Raw genomic sequence first — 19,682 nt, 5'->3', positions numbered from 1 at the left:
CTGTCAGCCCCGACACAACGTGATGCACCCCTCATTGGATGCGATAGCGGCGGAGTCTATTCATAGTGCGCAACCAGGCAACAACGCGTCCCGATCCGTACACACACCGTTATCTGCGGAGGTACGGTCCGGATGTCGGCCGGATGTGCGAAGCTGCGCCACGTGGCGAACCAGGGACGTCGTTTGCTGGACCGGGTCCTCGCCGGGGTTCCGGCGGGCGAATCGCCGCTGACGCACACCGAGGAGCAGCCGCCGCGCCCCGCGCAGCCCGTCCCGTGGCCGTCGTGGGTGCCGCCTTCAGTGGTGTCCGCGCTGGTGGAGCGGGGTGTGACGCAGCCGTGGCGGCACCAGGCCGAAGCGGCGACGCACGCGTGGTCCGGATCACACGTCGTGGTGGCGACGGGCACCGCGTCGGGAAAATCGCTGGCGTACCAATTGCCGGTCCTGAGCGCGTTGACAGTTGATCCGAAGGCGACGGCCCTCTACCTCTCGCCCACGAAGGCGTTGGGTGCGGACCAGTTGAGATCGGTGAGCGGTTTGGGCGTGTCGGGCGTGCGCGCGGCGACGTTCGACGGCGACACGCCGATGGCGGAACGCGATTGGGTGCGGGCGCACGCCAACTGGGTGTTCAGCAACCCGGACATGCTGCACCGGGGCGTGCTGCCCAACCACGCCCGGTGGATCAGGTTCCTGCGCCGGCTGTCGTACGTGGTGGTCGACGAATGTCACACGTACAGGGGTGTTTTCGGCTCGCACGTGGCGTTGTTGCTGCGGCGGCTGCGGCGGGTCGCGCAGCGGTACGGCGCGGACCCGGTGTTCGTGCTGGCGTCGGCGACGGTGGCCGATCCGGCGGCGTCGGCGGCGGCGTTGCTCGGCGCGCCGTGCGAGGCGGTGACGGAGGACGGGTCGCCGCGCGCGGGGCGGACGGTGGCGTTGTGGGAGCCGCCGCTGCTGGACGACCTGGAGGGCGAGAACGGCGCGCCGGTGCGGCGGTCGGCGGGCGCGGAGACGGCGCGGATCCTGGCCGACCTGGTGGTGGAGGGCGCGCGGTCGTTGGCGTTCGTGCGGTCGCGGGTGGGCGCGGAGCTGACCGCGCTGGGCGCGCGGCGGGTGTTGTCGGAGGTCGACCCGTCGTTGGCGGCGCGGGTGGCCGCCTACCGGGGCGGGTACCTGCCGGAGGAGCGGCGCGCGTTGGAGCGGGCCGTGTCGTCGGGCGAGCTGCTGGGCGTGGCGACGACGAACGCGTTGGAGCTCGGCGTGGACATCGTCGGGTTGGACGCGGTGGTGGTGGCCGGTTTCCCGGGCACGCTGGCGTCGTTCTGGCAGCAGGCCGGGCGGGCGGGGCGGACCGGGGACAGCGACGCGCTGGTCGTGTTCGTGGCGCGGGACGACCCGCTGGACACCTACCTGGTGCACAACCCGTCGGCGGTGCTGGACAAGCCGGTCGAGGCGACCGTGCTGGACCCCGCGAACCCGTACGTGCTGGAGCCGCAGCTGGCGTGCGCCGCGGCCGAGCTGCCGCTGACGCCGGAGTCGCTGGCCGCGTTCGGCGGTGACGCGGCGCTGGCCGTGGTGGAGGACATGGTGGCGCGGCGGGTGCTGCGGCGGCGGCCGAACGGCTGGTACTGGACCTCGCACGACCGGCCGCACTCGTCGGTGGACATCCGGGGGTCCGGCGGCGAGCAGGTCGTGGTGGTGGAGGCCGACTCGGGGCGGATGCTCGGCACGGTCGATCCCGGTTCGGCCTGCTGGCAGGTGCACTCCGGCGCCGTCTACCTGCACCAGGGCGAGTCGTACGTGGTGGACGAGCTGGACCTGGACAGCGGTCTGGCGATGGTGCACGCGGAAAAACCGGACTGGACCACGACCGCGCGTGACACCAAGGACATCTCGGTGGTGCGGGTGCTGGAGAAGCGCGAGTTCGACGGGGTGACGGTGTGCCTCGGCGAGGTCGAGGTGACCTCCCAGGTGGTCGGCTACCTGCGAAAACTCCCATCCGGCCAAGTCATCGACTCGGTACCGCTGTCACTGCCCGCGCAGACGCTGGTCACGCGGGCGGTCTGGTACACGGTGTCAGCCGAGCTGCTGGCCATCGCGTTGCCGAACCCCGGTTCACCGGACGCTGCGTCGCCGAACCCCGGTTCACCGGGCGCTGGTTCACTCGGCGCTGCGTCACCGGACGCCGGCTCGCCCGGCGGTACGTCCCCGGAGGTTGATTCGCCGGGCACTGGTTCACCGGGCACTGGTTCACCGGGTGGTGCGTCGCCCGGTGGTGCGGGTGCGCGCAGTGCGCCGGGGCGCGCCGGTCTGGATCCGGCGCGCGTCCCCGGCGCACTGCACGCTGCCGAACACGCGGCGATCGGCCTGCTACCGCTCTTCGCGACCTGTGACCGTTGGGACATCGGCGGAGTCTCGACCGCGCTGCACCAGGACACCGGGGAGGCGACGGTGTTCGTGCACGACGGTCATCCCGGAGGAGCCGGGTTCGCCGACCGCGGGTTCGACGCGGTAGTCCCGTGGTTGGTCGCTACTAGGGAGGCCATCGCGGCTTGCGCGTGTCCGGCCGGGTGCCCGTCCTGCGTGCAGTCGCCGAAGTGCGGGAATGGCAACGATCCGCTGGACAAGGCGGGCGGGGTGGCCGTGCTGGACGTCGTACTCGGGGTTGTCGGGGAGAGACGACACGACGTCCGGCACGGCCGAGTCGATCACGACCGGTCGGCGGCGACCAGGCCGTAGTCCGTGGTGCGGTCGGCGGCTTGGAGCAGGGCGTCCCGGACCACGTCCACGTGCGGCAGGTGCCACGCGCAGATCTGCGGCTTGACCCGCCAGTGCACGACGCCGACCTGGCCCGTGCTCGGCGGCAGCGGGACGTACTCGCCCTGGCCGTAGTGCTTGACGTCCGGGTCGGTGACCGGCGTGCCGCCGGAGGCGACCAGGAACATCCAGCGGCCTTCCGGGGTGGCCACGATCGGCACCGGGACGCCGGCGGCGCGCAGCTCGACCGCGGCCCGGCGGCCGAGGTCGGCGCTCACCTCGACGGCGTCGACGCCGTGGCCGGTGGCCAGCAGGATGCTGTAGGAGTGGCCCGCCCACCAGGTGGCGACCTGCTCCGACTTGGTGCCGATGCGCTCCTGCCAGTCGTGGTGCACCGGGGTCGGACCGCTGTCCTCGACGCCGTCGCGCCCGGCCCACTGCTCACCCGCCGGATAGGTGCCCGGCAGCACAGGCCACCCGTGCCACGCGAGGTTGACCGCCTCTGCGCGCAGCTCGATGCGGAAGGCCCCGCGCCAGCTATCCGACCACTCCATCTTTCGTTCGCCTCCTGCGTTCCGGTCCACGACACCGTGTCGCGTGTTGTTCGACACCGTGTCGGTGCCACCACTTGAACTAACGCCATGACCGGGGGTTTTGGTAACCGCTTGTCGGCAACTGGTCGTTGTGGCACGGCGAGCGCGGTGGGCGGGGGCGGGGGGCAGAACGGCGTGCGAGCCGTCCACCCACCGCGAAGCCGCGAATCTGCGGTCGTGTGAGTCCGCTCACCGCCGACGGACGACCGTTCGTCGTGTGGGGTGGGGGTCACGGTTCGGCCGGGCCTGCACGGGCCTGTGCGCTGGGCGCGCCGAACACCGTGGGCTCGCCGGTGACGTGGACGCTCACCACCCACCCCTCCACCTGGCACGAAGCCAACCGGCCACCCATCCGCTCGACGACCCACTCGGCGCGGTCGCAGGCGTGCGCGGCCCCACCGACCAACCACCCGGCCGCCGCCAACGCCCCGAGATCGGCCGCCGCACCCATCCGGTGCCTGCTCACGACCACTTCGCCGACGTGCACGCCAACCACCACGAGCCCGAACCACACCGCCGCCACCGCCACCGCCATGACGGACGCCGACCCCCGGTCATCCACCGATCACCACCCCTTCCCGCTCCCTCACCCGACCGACCGACCAACCGACCGACGCCGATCCCCACAGCCATCGCCCGACCTCCGCCGGCCGGTCTCCACCGGTCACCGGGATCGGCGGCGCTGCCCACCCCTGCGGTCATCTACCGGTCGCCTCTTGCCCCACCCCCGGCTCCACCACCGCGTAGGCCCGTGCCCGCAGCTCGACACCCAGCCGCGAGACAGCGACCTCCACCGACGCCGTGTCCCCCTCCCTCCGCACCGCCCACCGCGCCCCTTCCGGCGCGATCGCCCCGACCACGCCGTCGACCCGTCCGGGATCACCCCGGGCGACCAGCCGTGCCGCCTCCCGTGCCGCGTCCGTGCACCGGAGCTGCGCCACGACCGCCATCACCGCGCCGACGCCGAGCACCAGCACCGCGACCAACCCGCACACCGCCACCGCCGCCTCGACCGTCACCCCGCCCCGGTCGTCGCCCAGCACCGCCCGCTTCACGCGTCCACCGTGAACGCCCGCACCAGCAGTGCCCGGAGGAGCCCTTGCACCCAGTCGCCGCTCATCAGCGAGTACAGGAGCAGGCCGAGCGCCGCGGCGGCGAGCGTGCCGATCGCGTACTCCACCGTCGACATCCCACTGTCGCCCAACATCTTCCACTCTCCTCAAGTCTGTTGTGGACATTCACCAGTTGTCGCTCACGCCGGCGACGACGCCGATCACCACGGGCACGACGCCCAGGCACAGGAACGCGGGCAGGAAGCACAGCGCCAGCGGCCCCGCCACGAGCACCGCGGCGCGTTGCGCACGGGCCTCGGCCTGGTCGGACACCCTCGCCCGCGCCTCCGCGGCCAGGTCCGCCGCCGCCCCGGCGAGCGCGGCGCCCGACCGGGCGGTCCGGCGGGCCGCCCTCGCCAGCGGCGCGGTGTCCGGGTGCACGAGCGCCTTGGCCCACGCGTGCACCGGATCCGCGCCCAACGTGAGCAGGTCGACCACCTCGCGGAGACGTTCGGCCGGCCCGGGTGGGACGCCCGGCAGCACGGCGCGCACCGCACCGGCCACCGGCAGACCCGCCCGCAAGGCGGCGGCCAACAGGTCCCAGGTCGCCGCGGCGGCGAACGGGTCCGGCGGTCTCGCCTTCGGCACGGGTTTTCGCCTGGTCCTCGGTCGCAGCCGCGCCGCGGCTCTCGTCGGAGCCGGGAAGGCGATGACCGCCAAGGCGAGCAGCAGCAGGCTCATGCGATCACCTGCCTGGTCAGCCGACCGCTCCACCGCAACCCGGCGCAGATCAGGACCACCCCGGCGACCAGCAGCACCTGTCCGGGCGGAGTGCCGGACAGGACGGCCAACGGCCCCGCGCCGCCGAGTTCACCGAGCACCACGCCGAAGAGCGGCAGCCCGGCCAGCACCGCCGCGCCGGCCCTCGGACCGGCCATGCGGGCGTGGACCTGCCCGGCGAACGCGGTGCGCCGATCCAGGTCCCGGCGGACCGCGTCGAGCACGTCGGCCAACGGCACGCCGTGCACCGCCGACAGCCGCCACGCCCTGGCCAGGTGGTGGGCGTCGGGGAAGTCGGCGAGCGCCACCTCGACGTCACCGCCGCGGGCCGACGTCTCCGCGATGGCCCGCAGGACGTCGGTCGCCGGCGGCTCCGCGTCCTCCGCCGCGCCGATCGCCGCCTTGGCCGGGTGAGCGCCCGACCGCAGTTCCGCGACGAACGCCTTCAGCCCGTCGGCGAGCGCGACGGACGCCGCCATCCGGTCGCGCTGCCTGGTCGTCTCCCGGTACGTCCGCCACACGGTCGCGGCCAGCAACGCGCCCGCGACCACCCCGCCGACGCCCACCGGCATGCCCAGCACGATCCCCACCACGACCGCCGACACCCGATCGGGCTTCAGCGACCTCCACCGACCTGGACGCCGGGGCACGGCGAGCCGCCGTCGCGCCTCGGCCGACGGAAACACCAACAACGCGGCGGCCAGCAACAGCAGGCTCATGACGCACCCACCAAGCTCCTCAGCGCCGCTCCGGCTTCCTGCCAACCGCCATCACGTCGCCACGCGGGCCGGACGGCGAGGTGCCCGGACTTCCGTTCCAGCACACCGATCTCGGCCAGGTGCCGCGTGCCGTCGCCCGCCCGGCGCATGTGCAGCACGACCTTCACCGCAGCCGCCAGTTGGCTGTGCAAGGCGTGCCGGTCGAGCCCGCCGAGCGCGGCCAGGGCCTCCAGCCGGGCGGGCACCTCGGCCGGCGAGTTGGCGTGCAACGTTCCCGCGCCGCCGTCGTGCCCCGTGTTCAACGACGACAGCAGTTCGCACACCTCCGCGCCCCGCACCTCCCCGACCACGATCCGATCGGGCCGCATCCGCAACGCCTGCCGGACGAGGTCGCGCATCGTCACCTCACCCGCGCCCTCGACGTTCGGGCCACGTGCCAGCAGCCGGACGACCTGCGGGTGATCGGGCTGGAGCTCCCCCGCGTCTTCCACGCACACGACCCGTTCGTCGTGCGGCACGCACCCCAACAAGGCGGCCAGGAGAGTCGTCTTCCCCGAGCCCGTGCCGCCGACGACCAGGAACGCCTGCCGGGCGACCACGATCGCCCGCAGCAGGTCGGCCGCCAGGTGGTCGAACGTGCCGCACGCCTCCAAGGTCATCAGGTCGTGCACCGCCGGGCGCAGGACCCGCAGCGACAGGCAGGTGAACGGCGAGATCGGCGGCAACACCGCGTGCAGCCGCACCGAGCCGGGCAACCACCCGTCGACGTAGGGCGCGGCGTCGTCCAGCCGCCGCCCGGCCGCCACCGCCAGTCGCTGCGCGAGCCGCCGAACGGCCGCCTCGTCCGGGAAGGCGACGTCGGCACGCCGCAACCCGCCCGCCCCGTCGACCCACACCTGATCCGGCCGGGTGACGAGGACGTCGGTCGTGTCCGGATCGCGCAACAGCGGTTCGAGCGGCCCGGCCCCGACGAACTCCTGCCGCAACACGGCAAGCGCCCGTTGGACGTCCTCGTCGCCGAGCACCCCGCCGGCCTCACCTCGCACGGCCGCCGCGACGGCAGCGGACGTGAGATCACCGTGCCCGCTGGCCAGCCGCAGGCGAACGCGCTCAACCAGGTCGTTCACAACCACCCTCCCCCACGAGTCGACGACGCCCGACCAGGACCTCCCGAGCCGCCTCGACCAACCCCTGCCGGCCACCGCCCGGTTCGGCCAGCAACGGCGCGGACAACTCGGCAAGCACCAACTCGGAAAGCGACACAGGCCGGCAACTCCGAAACGCCACCGGCGGCCGGAAGCCCGGATGCCGCCGCACAACGGGCCCACGATCACAACTCACGACCAACCTCCAATCCGTTGGGAAACACTTGCCGCACGGTCGACGCCACTGCCCTTGACGGTCACCGCACGCCGCAACCACCAGCGCACCGGCATCGGCGTTCGGACGGCTCACCGGCCGGCACCACGGCCGACCCTCACGGAGGACGGTGAGGAGTGGACCGCCGTGTGAGCCAAGGCGTTTGGCGGGCGTGTACAAGCAGGTTCGGCGTGACTGGGCGCGGAGGAGCCGCCGGTGGTGGCGGGAAAGAAGGACGAGCCGTACTCCGAGCGAGGCGCGGTGGGGAACTTCGTGACGGGGTTGGAGGTGTGTTGGACGGTGGGGTGCGCCTGCTGCCTGCCGTGTGAGTACGGAGGTGTTGTGGTGTGGGGTTTGGTTAGTCGGCATTCAGGGCTGCCAGGACTTTGCGGGCGGCTTTGGACAGGGGGCCGCGGGTGGTGGTGGGGAAGTGGCCGTTGTCCAGGGCCCTGGCCAGCCTTGGCTCCGGGCGCATGGTGGTCAGCAACGGAACGTCGATCGCCTCCACCACCTGTGCCGTGGTGAGGCCGCCCGGGGCCGGCCCCCGGACCACCGCCTTCAGCCGCACGCCCCGCGCGCCGGCCTGGTCGACCAAGGTCTTGGCCGCCATGCACGCCTTCACGTCGGCCGGCACCACCAGCACCGCCAAGTCGGCCCGGTCCAGGGCGGCGCAGGCGGCCTCGGTCAGTTGGCGCGGCACGTCGCACACGACGGTGCCACCGGCACGCCTGCCCGACTCGATCACCGCCACCACGGCGTCCGGCTCCGGTCCCGGCCCCGTCCGGCCGCAGGACAGCACGGTCAGGCTGCCGCGCCCGCCCGAACGCCCCGGTAGCGCCGTGCGCAACGCCGCCGCCGGCACCCGGCCGCCCGTCAGCCGCAAAGTGGGCCACCGCAGCCCTTCCTGCCGCTCGGCGCCCAGCGTCAGGTCCAGACCGCCGCCCAACGGGTCGCAGTCGACGAGGAGGCCGTGGCCACCGGCCGCCGACACGGCCTGACCCACCGCCACCGCCAGCACCGACGCCCCGGCCCCGCCACGGGCGCCCAGGATCGCCAGCACCCTGCCGCCACCGGCCGGCGCGCCCTCGGCGGCATCGGCCAGCACCGCCCGCAGCCGCTCCTGGTCGGCGGGCAGCTCCAGCACCTGCTCCGCGCCCAGGGCCAGGGCCCGCCGCCACACCTCCGCGCCCGGCGGACCCGCGCCGACGACGTGGACTCCCGATCTGCGCGGGAAACCCCCGCACGCGACGACGGCCGCGAAGTCCAGCACCACCGCCGCCGCGACGGGCCACCGTTCGCGCAACGCCGTCACGTCGACCACGCGCTCCACCTCGCAGCCGACGACCGCCGCCGCGTTCAGCACCTCGTCGACCAGGCCCGCGTCGGTCACCAGTGCCACCGTTCGCCTCATGCCGCTCTCCTCGGTTCTCCGTGGTGGTACGGGTTCCACGGTGTCGAGCGGTGAGGAAGGACACAAGAACACATGATCAACATGTGGACAACCGGGTGGCCTGTGGACAACTCGGGGCGCCACGCACCCGCGAACGGACGCCGCCACGGTGCCGCCTGGTGCCGCCCGGTGCCGCGACGAAAGATCAGGGCTTGATACAAGGAGGGGCGCGAGTGCGCGGAGGTCCAGCGCGAGGGCCCGGCAGAACCGACCCCGGACATGGGACGACCCCCGCCAGGGGGGAGGGACGGGGGTCGTCATTGGTTCAGTCCCGGGGGGTCGGACTGAACCCGTCCGGTCGAGCCGGACCCGTCTACTGTATCCCCACGGGACAGGGTCTTGCGTGTCTTCCGTTAGAGGGAGACCAAATTTCGATAACCCGCACACCTGCTTCGTAAAGTGACGAAGTAACGGTGACGGTCCGCCGAGCCCGCCCCGCTTAAGCTTGACCGGTGACCGAGCACGCCACCGAAGGCAGTCGAGTCGCCGCGTTCTTCGACCTGGACAAGACCGTCATCGCCAAGTCGAGCACGCTGGCGTTCAGCCGGCCCTTCTTCCAAGAAGGCCTGATCAACCGGCGTGCGGTGCTCAAGAGCGCCTACGCGCAGTTCGTCTTCATGCTGGCCGGCGCGGACGCCGACCAGATGGACCGGATGCGCTCGCACATCACCGCTCTGTGCCAGGGCTGGGACATCGAGCAGGTGCGCTCGATCGTCGACGAGACGCTGCACGACATCGTCGACCCCCTCGTCTACAAGGAGGCCACGCAGCTCATCACCGACCACAAGGGCGAGGGGCACGACGTGGTCGTCGTGTCCGCTTCGGGCGAGGAGTTGGTCTCGCCCATCTCCGCCATGGTCGGCGCGACGCACAGCGTCGGCACGCGGATGGTGGTCGCGGAGGGTCGCTACTCCGGCGAGGTCGGCTTCTACTGCGCCGGCGAGAACAAGGCGATCGCGGTCAAGCAGCTCGCCGAGCAGCACGACTACGACCTGAGCAGTTGCTACGCCTACTCCGACTCCATCAGCGACCTGCCGCTGCTGGAGGCCGTCGGCCACCCCACGGCGGTCAACCCGGACCGCGCGCTGCGCCGGGTCGCCGCCCAGCGCGGCTGGCCGGTGCTGACGTTCTCCGACCCCGTGTCGCTGCGGGCCCGCATCCCCCGCCCGTCCGGCGCCGCGGTCGCCGTGACCGCGATCGGGTTGGGCGCCGCGACGGCCGCGGGCGTGGCTTGGTACGGCCTGCGCAGGCGGCGTCGGAGCTAGTTCACCCCGGCGTGCCCCGGACAGCGGTACCCGAGGCCCCGAGCGGGTCGGAATCACTGTCACAAAAGCCTTTCCGCTACTGAACGTCGCTTGACCGGTGCACCCCATCGAGCCCTTGCTGTGACGCCGGACACGCACTACAAAGGAAGTGCGGACCTCGGGTCGGCCAGGGACGAAGCGGAGGAGAAGCGGCGTCCACCCCGGCAGAGCTCCGTGCGCGGACTTCGAGACACCCACGCGCAGCACGCCGCGGGAGGCTTGTCGTCCAGGGCCTGCGTACCGGGACGCCGGACGCCGAGGCCAGATCAATACGACACGAGTTGCACGCCTGGTAACTCTGAAGCCCGCGCTGACGACGGTGGGGCCCCTCTGCTGAGGGGCCCCACCGTCTTTCTGCACCGCTGCTTCCTGCCCCGAAAGCGCGACTCCCCGAACAAGTGCCCGAACGAGTGACGCGGCAAACCCCTGGTTCTGTCGGTACCCCCACCCACAATGGCCACACAGCGCGACCCGTTGACCCGCCTCTGTGACGTGGGTAACTTGCCGATTGCACCACGTTGTGGTGAGAGATTCCCAGTGGGGAGGCCGCAGTGCTCCGTCCGCTCGTCGTCGTCGCCGTGGCCGCGGCGTCCGCAGTGACCACCCCGGCCGTCGCCGCACCGGCGCACACCGCCCCGGACCAGGCGCAGCACCTCACCGCCCTGGTCCGCGGCATGTCGCTGGAGCAGAAGGTCGGCCAGCTGTTCGTCACCTACCTGCACGGCCAGTCCCCCGACGAGGCGCACCCCGGCAACCTGCGCGACTTCGGCGTCGCCACCCCGGCCGAGGTGGTGGCCAAGTTCCAGCCGGGCGGTGTCGTCTACTTCAACAACTCCAGCTACGACAACATCGACACCCCGCGCCAGATCGCCGCCCTCTCCGCCGGCCTGCGCCGGGCGAGCCGCATCCCGCCGGCCATCGCCACGGACCAGGAGATGGGCATCGTCACCCGCATCGGCGCGCCCGCCACCCAGTTCCCCGGCAACATGGCCCTCGGCGCGGGCCGCAGCGCGGAGAACGCCGAGCGCGCCGCCCGCATCACCGCCCGCGAGCTGCGCGCCATGGGCATCACCCAGAACTTCGCGCCGGACGCGGACGTCAACTCCAACCCGGCGAACCCGGTCATCGGCGTGCGCTCCTACTCCAGCGACCCGGCGCTGACGGCCGAGCTGACCGCCGCCCAGGTGCGCGGCTACCAGGGCCGCATCCTGGCCAAGCACACCGTCAGCGCGACCGCCAAGCACTTCCCCGGCCACGGCGACACCGCCACCGACAGCCACTCGACGCTGCCGACGGTCGACCGCACCGAGGCGGAGTGGAACGCGGTGGACGCGCCGCCGTTCCGGGCCGCCATCGCGGCGGGTGTCGACTCGGTCATGACCGCGCACATCCAGCTGCCGAGGATCGACCCGTCGGGCGAGCCGGCGACGTTGTCCAAGCCCTCGCTCGACCTGCTGCGCGAGAACCTGGGCTACGACGGCGTGGTCATCACCGACTCGCTGGCCATGGCGGGCGTGCGGCAGCTGCACAGCGACGCCGAGATCCCCGTGCTGGCACTGAAGGCGGGCGTCGACCAGCTCCTCATGCCGGTGGACCTCGAACTGGCCGTGACCAGCGTGCTGGCGGCCGTGCGCGGCGGTGAGCTCTCCGAACGGCGCGTGGACCAGAGCGTGCTGCGGATCCTGCGGATGAAGTTCCTGCGCGGCGTGCTCACCGGCCCGCCCGTCGACGTGGACGCGGTCGACTCGGCGGTCGGCCCGGCCGAGCACCTCGCCGCCGCCAGGGCGATCACCGACCGCACCATCACCGCCGTGCGCAACGACGCGGGCGTCCTGCCCCTGACCGCGAAACCGACCGCCGCCCTGGTCACGGGCTGGGGTGAGACGACGACCCGCACCCTGGCGGGCGTGCTCGGCGGCACCGCGCTGCCCACCGGCAGCGCGCCCACCCAGGCCCAGGTCACCGCCGCCGTCCAAGCCGCGGCCAACGCCGACGTGGTCGTCGTGCTCACCAACGGGCTGTCGCGCCAACCCGCGCAGCAGACCCTGCTGACCGGCCTCCTGGCCACCGGCAAGCCGGTGATCGCGGTCGCCGTGCAGAACCCGTACGACGTGGCGCACACTGCCGCGCCGACGTGGCTGGCGACCTACTCCTACGGCGCGGTGTCGATGGAGGCGCTGGCCAGGGTGATCACCGGCGAGGTGGGCCCGGTGGGCAAGCTGCCGGTCGAGGTGCCCGGACCGACCCCGTACCCCTTCGGCCACGGCGTGGAGTGGTGAGCGACATGGACCGCAGGCACTTCCTCGCCGCCGGCGCGGGCGCCCTCGCCGTGCCCGCGCTCGGCGCCTTCGACCACGCCCCCGACCACCCCGACCGGCCGCGCCTGGTCAAGACCGGGGCCGAGCAGCTGGCCGAGGACGGCTGGCGGCGGTTCGCCGGCAGCCGGATCGGCGTGGTCACCAACCCGACCGGCGTGCTGCGCGACCACACCCACATCGTCGACTCGATGGTGGCCGCCGGGCTCAGGCCGCTGGCCGCGTTCGGCCCCGAGCACGGCTTCCGCGGCACGGCGCAGGCGGGCGGCTCGGAGGGCAGCTACCTCGACCCGCGCACCGGCATCCCGGTCTACGACACCTACGGCGCGAGCACCGCCAAGATCGCCGAGATGATCGCCAAGGCGGGCGTCGACACGCTCGTGTTCGACATCGCCGACATCGGCGCGCGCTTCTACACCTACATCTGGACGATGTACGCGGTCATGCAGGCCGCCGCCACGACCGGCGTGCGGTTCGTCGTGCTCGACCGGCCCAACCCGGTCGGCGGCACGGCCCGCGGCCCGCAGCTCGACCCGGCCTACGCGACGTTCGTCGGCCGCAAGCCGATCGCCCAGCAGCACGGCATGACGATCGGCGAGCTGGCGCGGTTGTTCGACGGCGAGTTCCTGCCCACCGACGGCGGCCGGGTGTCGAGCCTCGAAGTGGTCGACGTGAGGGGCTGGAAGCGGGACGACCTGCACTCCGGCGTCCCGTGGGTCCCGCCGAGCCCGAACGTGCCCACGCACGACACCGCGCTGGTCTACCCCGGCACGTGCCTGTTCGAAGGGCTCGTGTTCTCCGAGGGCCGGGGCACCACCCGCCCGTTCGAGACCATCGGCGCGCCGGGCCTGGACTGGCGGTGGGCCGAGGACCTCAACGCGCTGGGGCTGCCCGGCGTCCGGTTCCGCGAGACCTACTTCACGCCCACCTTCAACAAGTTCGCCAACAAGCTGTGCGGCGGGGTCGCCCTGCACCTCACCGACGCGCACGCCTTCGACGCGCCGCGCACGGCCGTCGCCATGATCGTCACGGCGAGGGCCCGTTACCCCGAGGTCTTCGCGTGGCGGCCGGACCTCTACATCGACAAGCTCAGCGGCTCGGACCGGCTCCGCCGCATGGTCGACGCGGGCGCGGGCGCCGACGAGGTGGTCGGCGCCTGGGCCGACGAGCTGGCCGCGTTCGACGCCACCCGTCGGCCGTACCTGCGCTACCGGTAGAGGGAGAACAGCGATGCGCGTCCCCACCCTGCTGATCGCGACCACCATGGCCCTCGGCGTCACCACGCCGGCGCACGCCGGTGGCCGGGAAGCCCGCTTCGACCAGCCGCACGACGGCTGGGCGCACAGCGTGCTGCGAACGGGTACCCCGCACCACGTGGGACTCGACCCGGCGCCGCTGGACGCCGCCCTGGCGCAGATCGAGCGGTACACGGTCCCGGACGCGACCGGCCACCCGCTGTTCGCGGGCGCCGTCACGCTGTTCGCGCACGACGGCGTCGTGGTCACCCACGAGCCGACGGGCTGGGCGGTCCGCTACGGCGACGCCGCCGGCACCGAGCTGCCCGAGGCCGAACGCGTGCCCATGGCCCCGGACACGATCTTCGACCTGGCGTCGATCTCCAAGCTGTTCACCTCGATCGTGGTGATGCGGCAGCACGAGCTGGGCCGGTTCGGGCTGGACGACCCGGTGGCCCGCCACCTGCCGGAGTTCGGCGTCAACGGCAAGGAGGCCATCACCGTCCGGCAGCTGCTCACCCACACCTCGGGCCTGGTGGCGTGGCTGCCGCTGTGGTCGCAGCACCCGGACGTCCCGTCCCGGCTCAAGGCCGTGATGGACACGACGCCGAGCAGCCCGCCCGGCACCAGGTACCTGTACTCGGACCTGAACCTGATCACGCTCGGCGTGCTGGTCCAGAAGTGGTCGGGCAAGACCCTCGACCAGCTCGTCCACGACGACATCACGCGCCCGCTGGGCCTGGTGGACACCGGCTACAACCCGCCGGCGGCCAAGCTCGACCGGATCGCGGCCACCGAGTACCAGGCGGGCCGGGGCATCATCCGCGGCACCGTGCACGACGAGAACGCCTGGTCGCTGGGCGGCGTCGCGGGCCACGCGGGCATGTTCTCCACCGCGCGCGAGCTGGCCGTGCTCGGCCAGGCGATCCTCAACGGCGGCGCGTACGCGGGCAGCCGGATCCTGCGCGAGGACACCGTCGAGCTGATGCTCACCGACTTCAACCAGGCCTTCCCCGGCAACTCGCACGGCCTCGGCTTCGAGCTGGACCAGCGCTGGTACATGGGCGCGCTGACGTCGCCGAGGGCCGCCGGGCACACCGGTTACACGGGCACCACGCTGGTGCTGGACCCGTTGTCGAGGTCGATCGCGATCCTGCTGACCAACCGCGTGCACCCGAGCCGGAACTGGGGCTCGATCAACCCGGCCCGGCGCGTGGCGGCCGACGGCCTGGCGAAGGCGCTGGCGGTGCGCCCGCGCCACGGCGGCACGGCGTGGACGCCGGAAACGGCCGGCGGCACGGTGACCACGCGTGACCTCCCTCGGCGCGCGGAGCGGCAGGCGCTGTCGTTCTGGGCCTTCGTCGACCTCGACCCGGGCGACCGGGTGGTGGTCGAGGCGACCGACGACGGGTCCACCTGGCGCGAGGTCCGGGTGTTGGCCGGTTACGGGGAGCGACGTTGGCGGAAGGTCGAGGTCGACACGGAGTCGGCGGCGAAGTTCCGCTGGCGGTACGTGCGCGGCACGGGTTATGGCGGGCGCGGCGTGTACGTGGACGCCGTCCGGGTGACCGACGAGCGGGGCGTGGTGCTGGACGCGGAGCGCGAACCAGCGGGAATGCACCCCGAAGGGTGGCGGCTCGCGGACCGTTAGTGACATTCGGTCCGCCCGATCCCGCCAAGCGGTGCTATTGGGTCACGGTTGGGGTGAGTTACCCCGACCCTGCGTTGACCATGAGTTGAGCGGTTAGTAAGTTTCCCACGTGTCCACCGAAAGTACCGCCGACTCCAGTCCTCTGGTCAAGATCCGTTCACTCCTGCCAGGCCTGGCCCGGGCCGAGCAACGGGTCGCCAAGGTCGTGCTGGACAACCCGGCGACCGTCGCCCACCGCAGCATCACCGAGGTCGCCGAGGCCGCGGGCACCAGCGAGACGACGGTGACCCGGTTCTGCAAGGCGATCGGCGTCGGCGGGTACCCGGAGCTGCGCATAGCGCTGGCCGCCGACACGGCACGCACGTCCATGCGCCCCGACCGCGACCTCGGCGGCGACATCGGCCCCGGTGACGACCTGCGCCAGGTCGTGGGCAAGGTGGCGTTCGCGGACGCGCGGGCGGTCGAGGAGACCGCCGAGCAGCTGAACGTGGAGACGCTCGAAGCGGTGGTCGAGGCGGTCGCGGGCGCGGGCCGGGTGGACGTCTACGGGTTCGGCGCGAGCGCGTTCGTCGCGTTCGACCTCCAGCAGAAGCTCCACCGGATCGGGCGAACGTGCTTCGCCTGGAACGACACGCACATCGCGCTCACGTCGGCCGCCGTGCTCACCGAGGCGGACGTGGCGGTCGGGATATCGCACACCGGCTCCACGTCCGAGACCGTCGAGGCGCTGCGGGTGGCCAAGGACCACGGCGCGACCACGGTGGCGCTGACGAACTTCCCGCGCTCGCCGATCAGCGAGGTCGCCGACCACGTGCTGACCACGGCGGCGCGCGAGACCACGTTCCGCTCGGGCGCGATGGCCAGCCGGATCGCCCAGCTCACCGTGATCGACTGCCTGTTCATCGGTGTCGCGCAACGGCACGTGGACAGCGCCAAGACCGCGCTCGAGGCGACGTACGACGCGGTGTCGGGGCACCGCCTCGGCGCCCGACCGGATGGCAGGCGTCGTCGGGAGTCCGGTAAATGACCCCGCCCCCGGACGGCGTCGCGGTCCGCGTGGACTCGCCCACCGAGGCCAGGAACCCGCGGACGCAAGACATCGACCGGCTCTCCACGCTGGACGTGCTCCGCCTGATCAACACCGAGGACCACCTGGTCCCCGACGCCGTGGCCGCCGTGCTGCCCGAGTTGGCGCGCGCGGCGGACCTCGCCGTGGGCGCCCTGCGCGGCGGTGGCCGCGTGCACTACGTCGGCGCGGGCACCTCGGGCCGGCTGGCCACGCTCGACGCCGCCGAGCTGGTGCCGACGTTCAACGCGCCGCCGGACTGGTTCGTCGCCCACCACGCGGGAGGCCGGGACGCCCTGGTCAACGCCGTGGAGGACGTCGAGGACCAGGGTTCCGACGGCGCCGCCGAGATCCGCAAGCACGCGGCGGCGGGCGACCTGGTCGTCGGCGTCACGGCGTCCGGCCGCACGCCGTTCGTGATGGCGGCGCTGGAGGAGGCGCGCTCGCTCGGCGCGCACACCGTGCTGGTGTCCAACAACCCGACCGCGCCCGCGCCGGTCGACGTGGACGTGCTGATCGCGGTCGACACCGGGCCGGAGGCCATCGCGGGCTCCACCAGGATGAAGGCGGGCACGTCGCAGAAGCTGGTGCTGACGTCGTTCTCGACCGCCGTGATGGTCCGGCTCGGCCGCACGTACTCGAACCTGATGGTGTCGATGCGCGCGACCAACGCCAAGCTGCGCGGTCGCACGGTGCGCATCCTGCGCGAGGCGACCGGCCTGGACGAGCAGGAGTGCACGACGGCGTTGGCCGATTCGGGCGGCGACCTGAAGGTGGCGCTGGTGCACCTGCTGTCGGGCGTGCCCGCGGCGCGCGCCGCCGAAGCGCTGGAACACACCCAGGGGCACGTCCGGCTGGCGCTCAGCCGGCTAGCACCGGGCGCCACGGGATAGGCGTCGACAGCACCATCGCGCTGGACGTCTCGCCGTAGCCGCCCAGCCGCACCAGCAACCGCTCCAACTCGCTGATCGACGTGGTCACCACCTTCACCACCGAGCAGATGTCGCCGGTCAGCCGCACCACCTCCACCACCTCGGGGCAGTCGTCGAGCAGCTCCGGGTGCACCGTGATGCACCGTGGTCCGTAGCACTTCATCCGCACCAGGGCGACCACCGACCGCCCCACCGCCGTCGGGTCCACGGTCGCGCGGTAACCCGTGATGACGCCCGCGTTCTCCAGCCGCCGCACGCGTTGCGCGACCGTCGGCGGCGACACGTGCACGCGCCGTGCCAGCTCGTTGTACGACAACCGCGCGTCCTCCTGGAGGGCCTCCAGCAGGGCCCAATCCACGCCGTCCAATTCGATGCTCACGACCGCAAAGCTACTCCGCGATCAGCCTTTTCATTCGTAAGAACTTTCTGCCTGAATAGCAGCCATCGCCCATTCAACTACTCCGAACGCACGGTCATGATGGAAGGCATGACTTGCCCCGTCTCACCCAAGCTCGACTTCGGCGGCACGACGCCCTACGAGGACTACGTGCACGCCTCCGTGCTGCACTCGCTGCAACAGCAGTGGTCCAAGGACCCGCGTGAGATGTCGTTCCTGGTGATCACGCAGGTCATGGAGCTGTACTTCGGCCTGCTGTGCTTCGAGTGGCGGCAGGCCAAGGCCGAGCTGCGCGCCGACGACCTGCGTGCGGCGGTCCGCACCCTGCGTCGCAGCGACCTGCACATGCAGGCGCTCAACGCGGCGTGGCGGCCGATCGCCCGGATGACGCCCGCCGAGTTCAACTCGTTCCGCGACGCCCTCGGCGAGGGCTCCGGCTTCCAGTCGGGCCGGTACCGCGAGGTGGAGTTCCTGCTCGGCGAGAAGTCGCGGTCGATGCTCGTGCCGCACCGGGCCGTGCCGGAGCAGCACGCCGCCCTGGAGGAGCTGCTCAACGAGCCGAGCCTGTACGACGACGTGCTCGCCGCCCTGGGCCGCCACGGCCTGCCGATCCCGGCGGAGGTGCTGGAGCGCGACGTCAGCCGGCCGTACGAGCCGAACGCCGAGGTGGAGGCCGTGTGGGCGGAGATCTACCGCAGCGGGTCGCGTGACCTGCTCGAACTGGGCGAGGCGTTGACCGACATCGCCGAGGAGTTCGCCCGCTGGCGCTACGACCACCTGCTGGCCACCCGGCGTTCGATGGGCGCGAAGACCGGGACCGGTGGCTCCGCGGGGGTTGCGTGGTTGGAGAAGCGCACGCAACGATCCGTCTTCCCCGAACTGTGGACGGCCAGGAGCTACGTGTGAACGACCGGTTGGCGCACATCCGCGACCTGTTCGACCTCGACGACGACGTCGTGTACCTGGACGGGAACTCCCTGGGCGCGCCGCCGAAGGCCGTCGCCGAACGCGTGGGGCAGGTCGTGCGCGAGCAGTGGGGCCGACGGCTGATCCGCAGCTGGTCGGAGGGCTGGTGGGAGGCGCCGGAACGGGTCGGCAACCGCGTCGGCCGGTTGATCGGGGCGAAGCCGGGGCAGGTCGTGGTCGCGGACTCGACCAGCGTGAACCTGTTCAAGGCGCTGATGGCGGCGGTGCGCAACACCGACCGCATGGAGATCGTGGTGGACGAGGGGACGTTCCCGACCGACGGGTACATCGCCCGTTCGGTGGCGAAGCTGACCGGCCTGGCGTTGCGGCCGGCGCCGCCGGAGGAGCTGGACCTGCGGGACACGACGGCGGTCGTGCTGCTCAACCACGTCGACTACCGCACGGGTCGCCTGCTGGACATGGCGAAGCTGACCGCGCAGGCGCACGAGGTGGGCGCGAAGGTGGTGTGGGACCTGTGCCACAGCGCGGGCGTGCTGCCGATCGAGCTGGACGACATCGGGGTCGACCTGGCCGTGGGGTGCACGTACAAGTTCCTCAACGGCGGGCCGGGCTCGCCCGCGTTCCTGTACGTGCCGAAGCACGCCCAGGCGACGTTCGAGCAGCCGTTGACCGGGTGGACGGGCCACGAGGTGCCGTTCGCGATGTCGCCGGAGTACACGCCGGACCCGGGCGTGTCCCGGGCGCGCGTCGGCACGCCGGACATCATCTCCATGCTCGCCCTGGACGCCGCGCTCGACGTCTGGGACCACGTGGACCTCGCCGACGTGCGGGCCAAGGGCCTGGCCCTGACCGCGCACTTCCGGTCATTGGTCGAGGGCCTGCCGGGCATCGAGGTGATCACCCCGGCGGACGAGTGGCGCGGCCACCAGGTCACCCTCCGCCACCCCGAGGCCGAGCGGATCATGGGTGAGCTGATCGAGCGCCAGGTCATCGGCGACCACCGCCCACCGGACCTGCTGCGCTTCGGCTTCGCCCCGCTCTATAACACCTTCACCGAAGCCGACCGCGCCGCCGCCACCCTGAAAGAACTCCTCTGACCGCGAGAGTCCTACGTTCACCGCGCGAGAGTCCTACGTTCGCGCACCCCG

At 72.3% G+C, this 19,682-nt stretch carries 18 protein-coding genes; 9 read left to right on the top strand and 9 right to left on the bottom strand.

What is annotated here, in order from left to right; translation table 11 throughout:
- The first annotated feature begins 132 nt into the window (after nt 1-132).
- Nucleotides 133-2,736: a DEAD/DEAH box helicase gene (locus ACQPYE_RS01695; protein ID WP_498718752.1), complete on the top strand. Its 2,604-nt coding sequence runs from the start codon at nt 133-135 to the stop codon at nt 2,734-2,736.
- On the opposite strand, the gene ACQPYE_RS01690 is transcribed toward ACQPYE_RS01695, so the two are convergent.
- The 8 genes from ACQPYE_RS01690 to ssd all read right to left on the bottom strand — a co-directional run bounded on the left by ACQPYE_RS01690 (nt 2,706) and on the right by ssd (nt 8,668).
- Entirely contained in the window at nt 2,706-3,308 is a 603-nt protein-coding gene (locus ACQPYE_RS01690; RefSeq protein ID WP_498718751.1) for a bifunctional DNA primase/polymerase, read from the bottom strand. The two genes, ACQPYE_RS01695 and ACQPYE_RS01690, sit on opposite strands and share 31 nt — an antisense overlap.
- Nucleotides 3,309-3,576: 268 nt before the next feature.
- The gene (locus ACQPYE_RS01685; protein WP_498718750.1) at nt 3,577-3,909 is read right to left on the bottom strand and encodes an Rv3654c family TadE-like protein; all 333 of its coding nucleotides are present in this window, start codon (nt 3,907-3,909) and stop codon (nt 3,577-3,579) included.
- Between the two features lie 136 nt (nt 3,910-4,045).
- Nucleotides 4,046-4,402 (bottom strand): TadE family type IV pilus minor pilin, encoded by a 357-nt coding sequence (locus tag ACQPYE_RS01680; protein ID WP_498718748.1) that lies wholly within the window; start codon nt 4,400-4,402, stop codon nt 4,046-4,048.
- Nucleotides 4,399-4,554 carry a DUF4244 domain-containing protein gene (locus ACQPYE_RS01675; protein ID WP_498718747.1) on the bottom strand — a complete coding sequence of 52 codons (156 nt, stop codon included), beginning with the start codon at nt 4,552-4,554 and terminating at the stop codon, nt 4,399-4,401. Before ACQPYE_RS01675 ends, ACQPYE_RS01680 begins: the two co-directional genes overlap by 4 nt.
- 31 nt (nt 4,555-4,585) lie before the next feature.
- Nucleotides 4,586-5,140 carry a type II secretion system F family protein gene (locus ACQPYE_RS01670; protein ID WP_498718746.1) on the bottom strand — a complete coding sequence of 185 codons (555 nt, stop codon included), beginning with the start codon at nt 5,138-5,140 and terminating at the stop codon, nt 4,586-4,588.
- Nucleotides 5,137-5,898: a type II secretion system F family protein gene (locus ACQPYE_RS01665; RefSeq protein ID WP_498718745.1), complete on the bottom strand. Its 762-nt coding sequence runs from the start codon at nt 5,896-5,898 to the stop codon at nt 5,137-5,139. Before ACQPYE_RS01665 ends, ACQPYE_RS01670 begins: the two co-directional genes overlap by 4 nt.
- The gene (locus ACQPYE_RS01660; protein WP_498718743.1) at nt 5,895-7,025 is read right to left on the bottom strand and encodes a TadA family conjugal transfer-associated ATPase; all 1,131 of its coding nucleotides are present in this window, start codon (nt 7,023-7,025) and stop codon (nt 5,895-5,897) included. The genes ACQPYE_RS01665 and ACQPYE_RS01660 overlap by 4 nt, the downstream gene beginning before the upstream one ends.
- Nucleotides 7,026-7,615: 590 nt before the next feature.
- A complete protein-coding gene (gene ssd, locus ACQPYE_RS01655; protein ID WP_498718742.1) occupies nt 7,616-8,668 on the bottom strand; it encodes a septum site-determining protein Ssd in 1,053 nt (350 codons plus the stop codon).
- A gap of 491 nt (nt 8,669-9,159) precedes the next feature.
- Between ssd and ACQPYE_RS01650 the strand changes: the two genes are divergently transcribed.
- From ACQPYE_RS01650 to murQ, 6 genes are all read left to right on the top strand, one after another.
- Nucleotides 9,160-9,972: an HAD-IB family hydrolase gene (locus ACQPYE_RS01650; protein WP_498718741.1), complete on the top strand. Its 813-nt coding sequence runs from the start codon at nt 9,160-9,162 to the stop codon at nt 9,970-9,972.
- A gap of 590 nt (nt 9,973-10,562) precedes the next feature.
- Complete coding sequence (locus ACQPYE_RS01645; RefSeq protein ID WP_498718740.1) at nt 10,563-12,290, top strand: glycoside hydrolase family 3 protein; 1,728 nt, start codon at nt 10,563-10,565, stop codon at nt 12,288-12,290.
- Between the two features lie 5 nt (nt 12,291-12,295).
- Entirely contained in the window at nt 12,296-13,543 is a 1,248-nt protein-coding gene (locus ACQPYE_RS01640) for an exo-beta-N-acetylmuramidase NamZ family protein (protein WP_498722815.1), read from the top strand.
- 13 nt (nt 13,544-13,556) lie between these two features.
- Nucleotides 13,557-15,212 carry a serine hydrolase domain-containing protein gene (locus tag ACQPYE_RS01635; RefSeq protein WP_498718739.1) on the top strand — a complete coding sequence of 552 codons (1,656 nt, stop codon included), beginning with the start codon at nt 13,557-13,559 and terminating at the stop codon, nt 15,210-15,212.
- Nucleotides 15,213-15,321: 109 nt separating this feature from the next.
- Entirely contained in the window at nt 15,322-16,239 is a 918-nt protein-coding gene (locus tag ACQPYE_RS01630; RefSeq protein ID WP_498718738.1) for a MurR/RpiR family transcriptional regulator, read from the top strand.
- The gene (gene murQ, locus ACQPYE_RS01625; protein WP_498718737.1) at nt 16,236-17,171 is read left to right on the top strand and encodes an N-acetylmuramic acid 6-phosphate etherase; all 936 of its coding nucleotides are present in this window, start codon (nt 16,236-16,238) and stop codon (nt 17,169-17,171) included. Before ACQPYE_RS01630 ends, murQ begins: the two co-directional genes overlap by 4 nt.
- On the opposite strand, the gene ACQPYE_RS01620 is transcribed toward murQ, so the two are convergent.
- Nucleotides 17,140-17,589 carry an Lrp/AsnC family transcriptional regulator gene (locus tag ACQPYE_RS01620; RefSeq protein ID WP_201438208.1) on the bottom strand — a complete coding sequence of 150 codons (450 nt, stop codon included), beginning with the start codon at nt 17,587-17,589 and terminating at the stop codon, nt 17,140-17,142. The two genes, murQ and ACQPYE_RS01620, sit on opposite strands and share 32 nt — an antisense overlap.
- 108 nt (nt 17,590-17,697) lie before the next feature.
- On the opposite strand from ACQPYE_RS01620, the gene ACQPYE_RS01615 reads away from it, so the two are divergent.
- Both ACQPYE_RS01615 and kynU read left to right on the top strand, forming a co-directional pair.
- On the top strand, nt 17,698-18,513 hold the full coding sequence (locus ACQPYE_RS01615; protein ID WP_498718736.1) for a tryptophan 2,3-dioxygenase: 816 nt from the start codon (nt 17,698-17,700) through the stop codon (nt 18,511-18,513).
- Entirely contained in the window at nt 18,510-19,631 is a 1,122-nt protein-coding gene (kynU, locus tag ACQPYE_RS01610) for a kynureninase (RefSeq protein WP_498718735.1), read from the top strand. Before ACQPYE_RS01615 ends, kynU begins: the two co-directional genes overlap by 4 nt.
- Nucleotides 19,632-19,682: the final 51 nt, after the last annotated feature.

It is taken from the genome of Actinosynnema sp. CA-299493, assembly GCF_050946825.1.
Lineage (GTDB): Bacteria > Actinomycetota > Actinomycetes > Mycobacteriales > Pseudonocardiaceae > Actinosynnema.
This window is presented reverse-complemented; position numbering and strand designations above follow the sequence as displayed.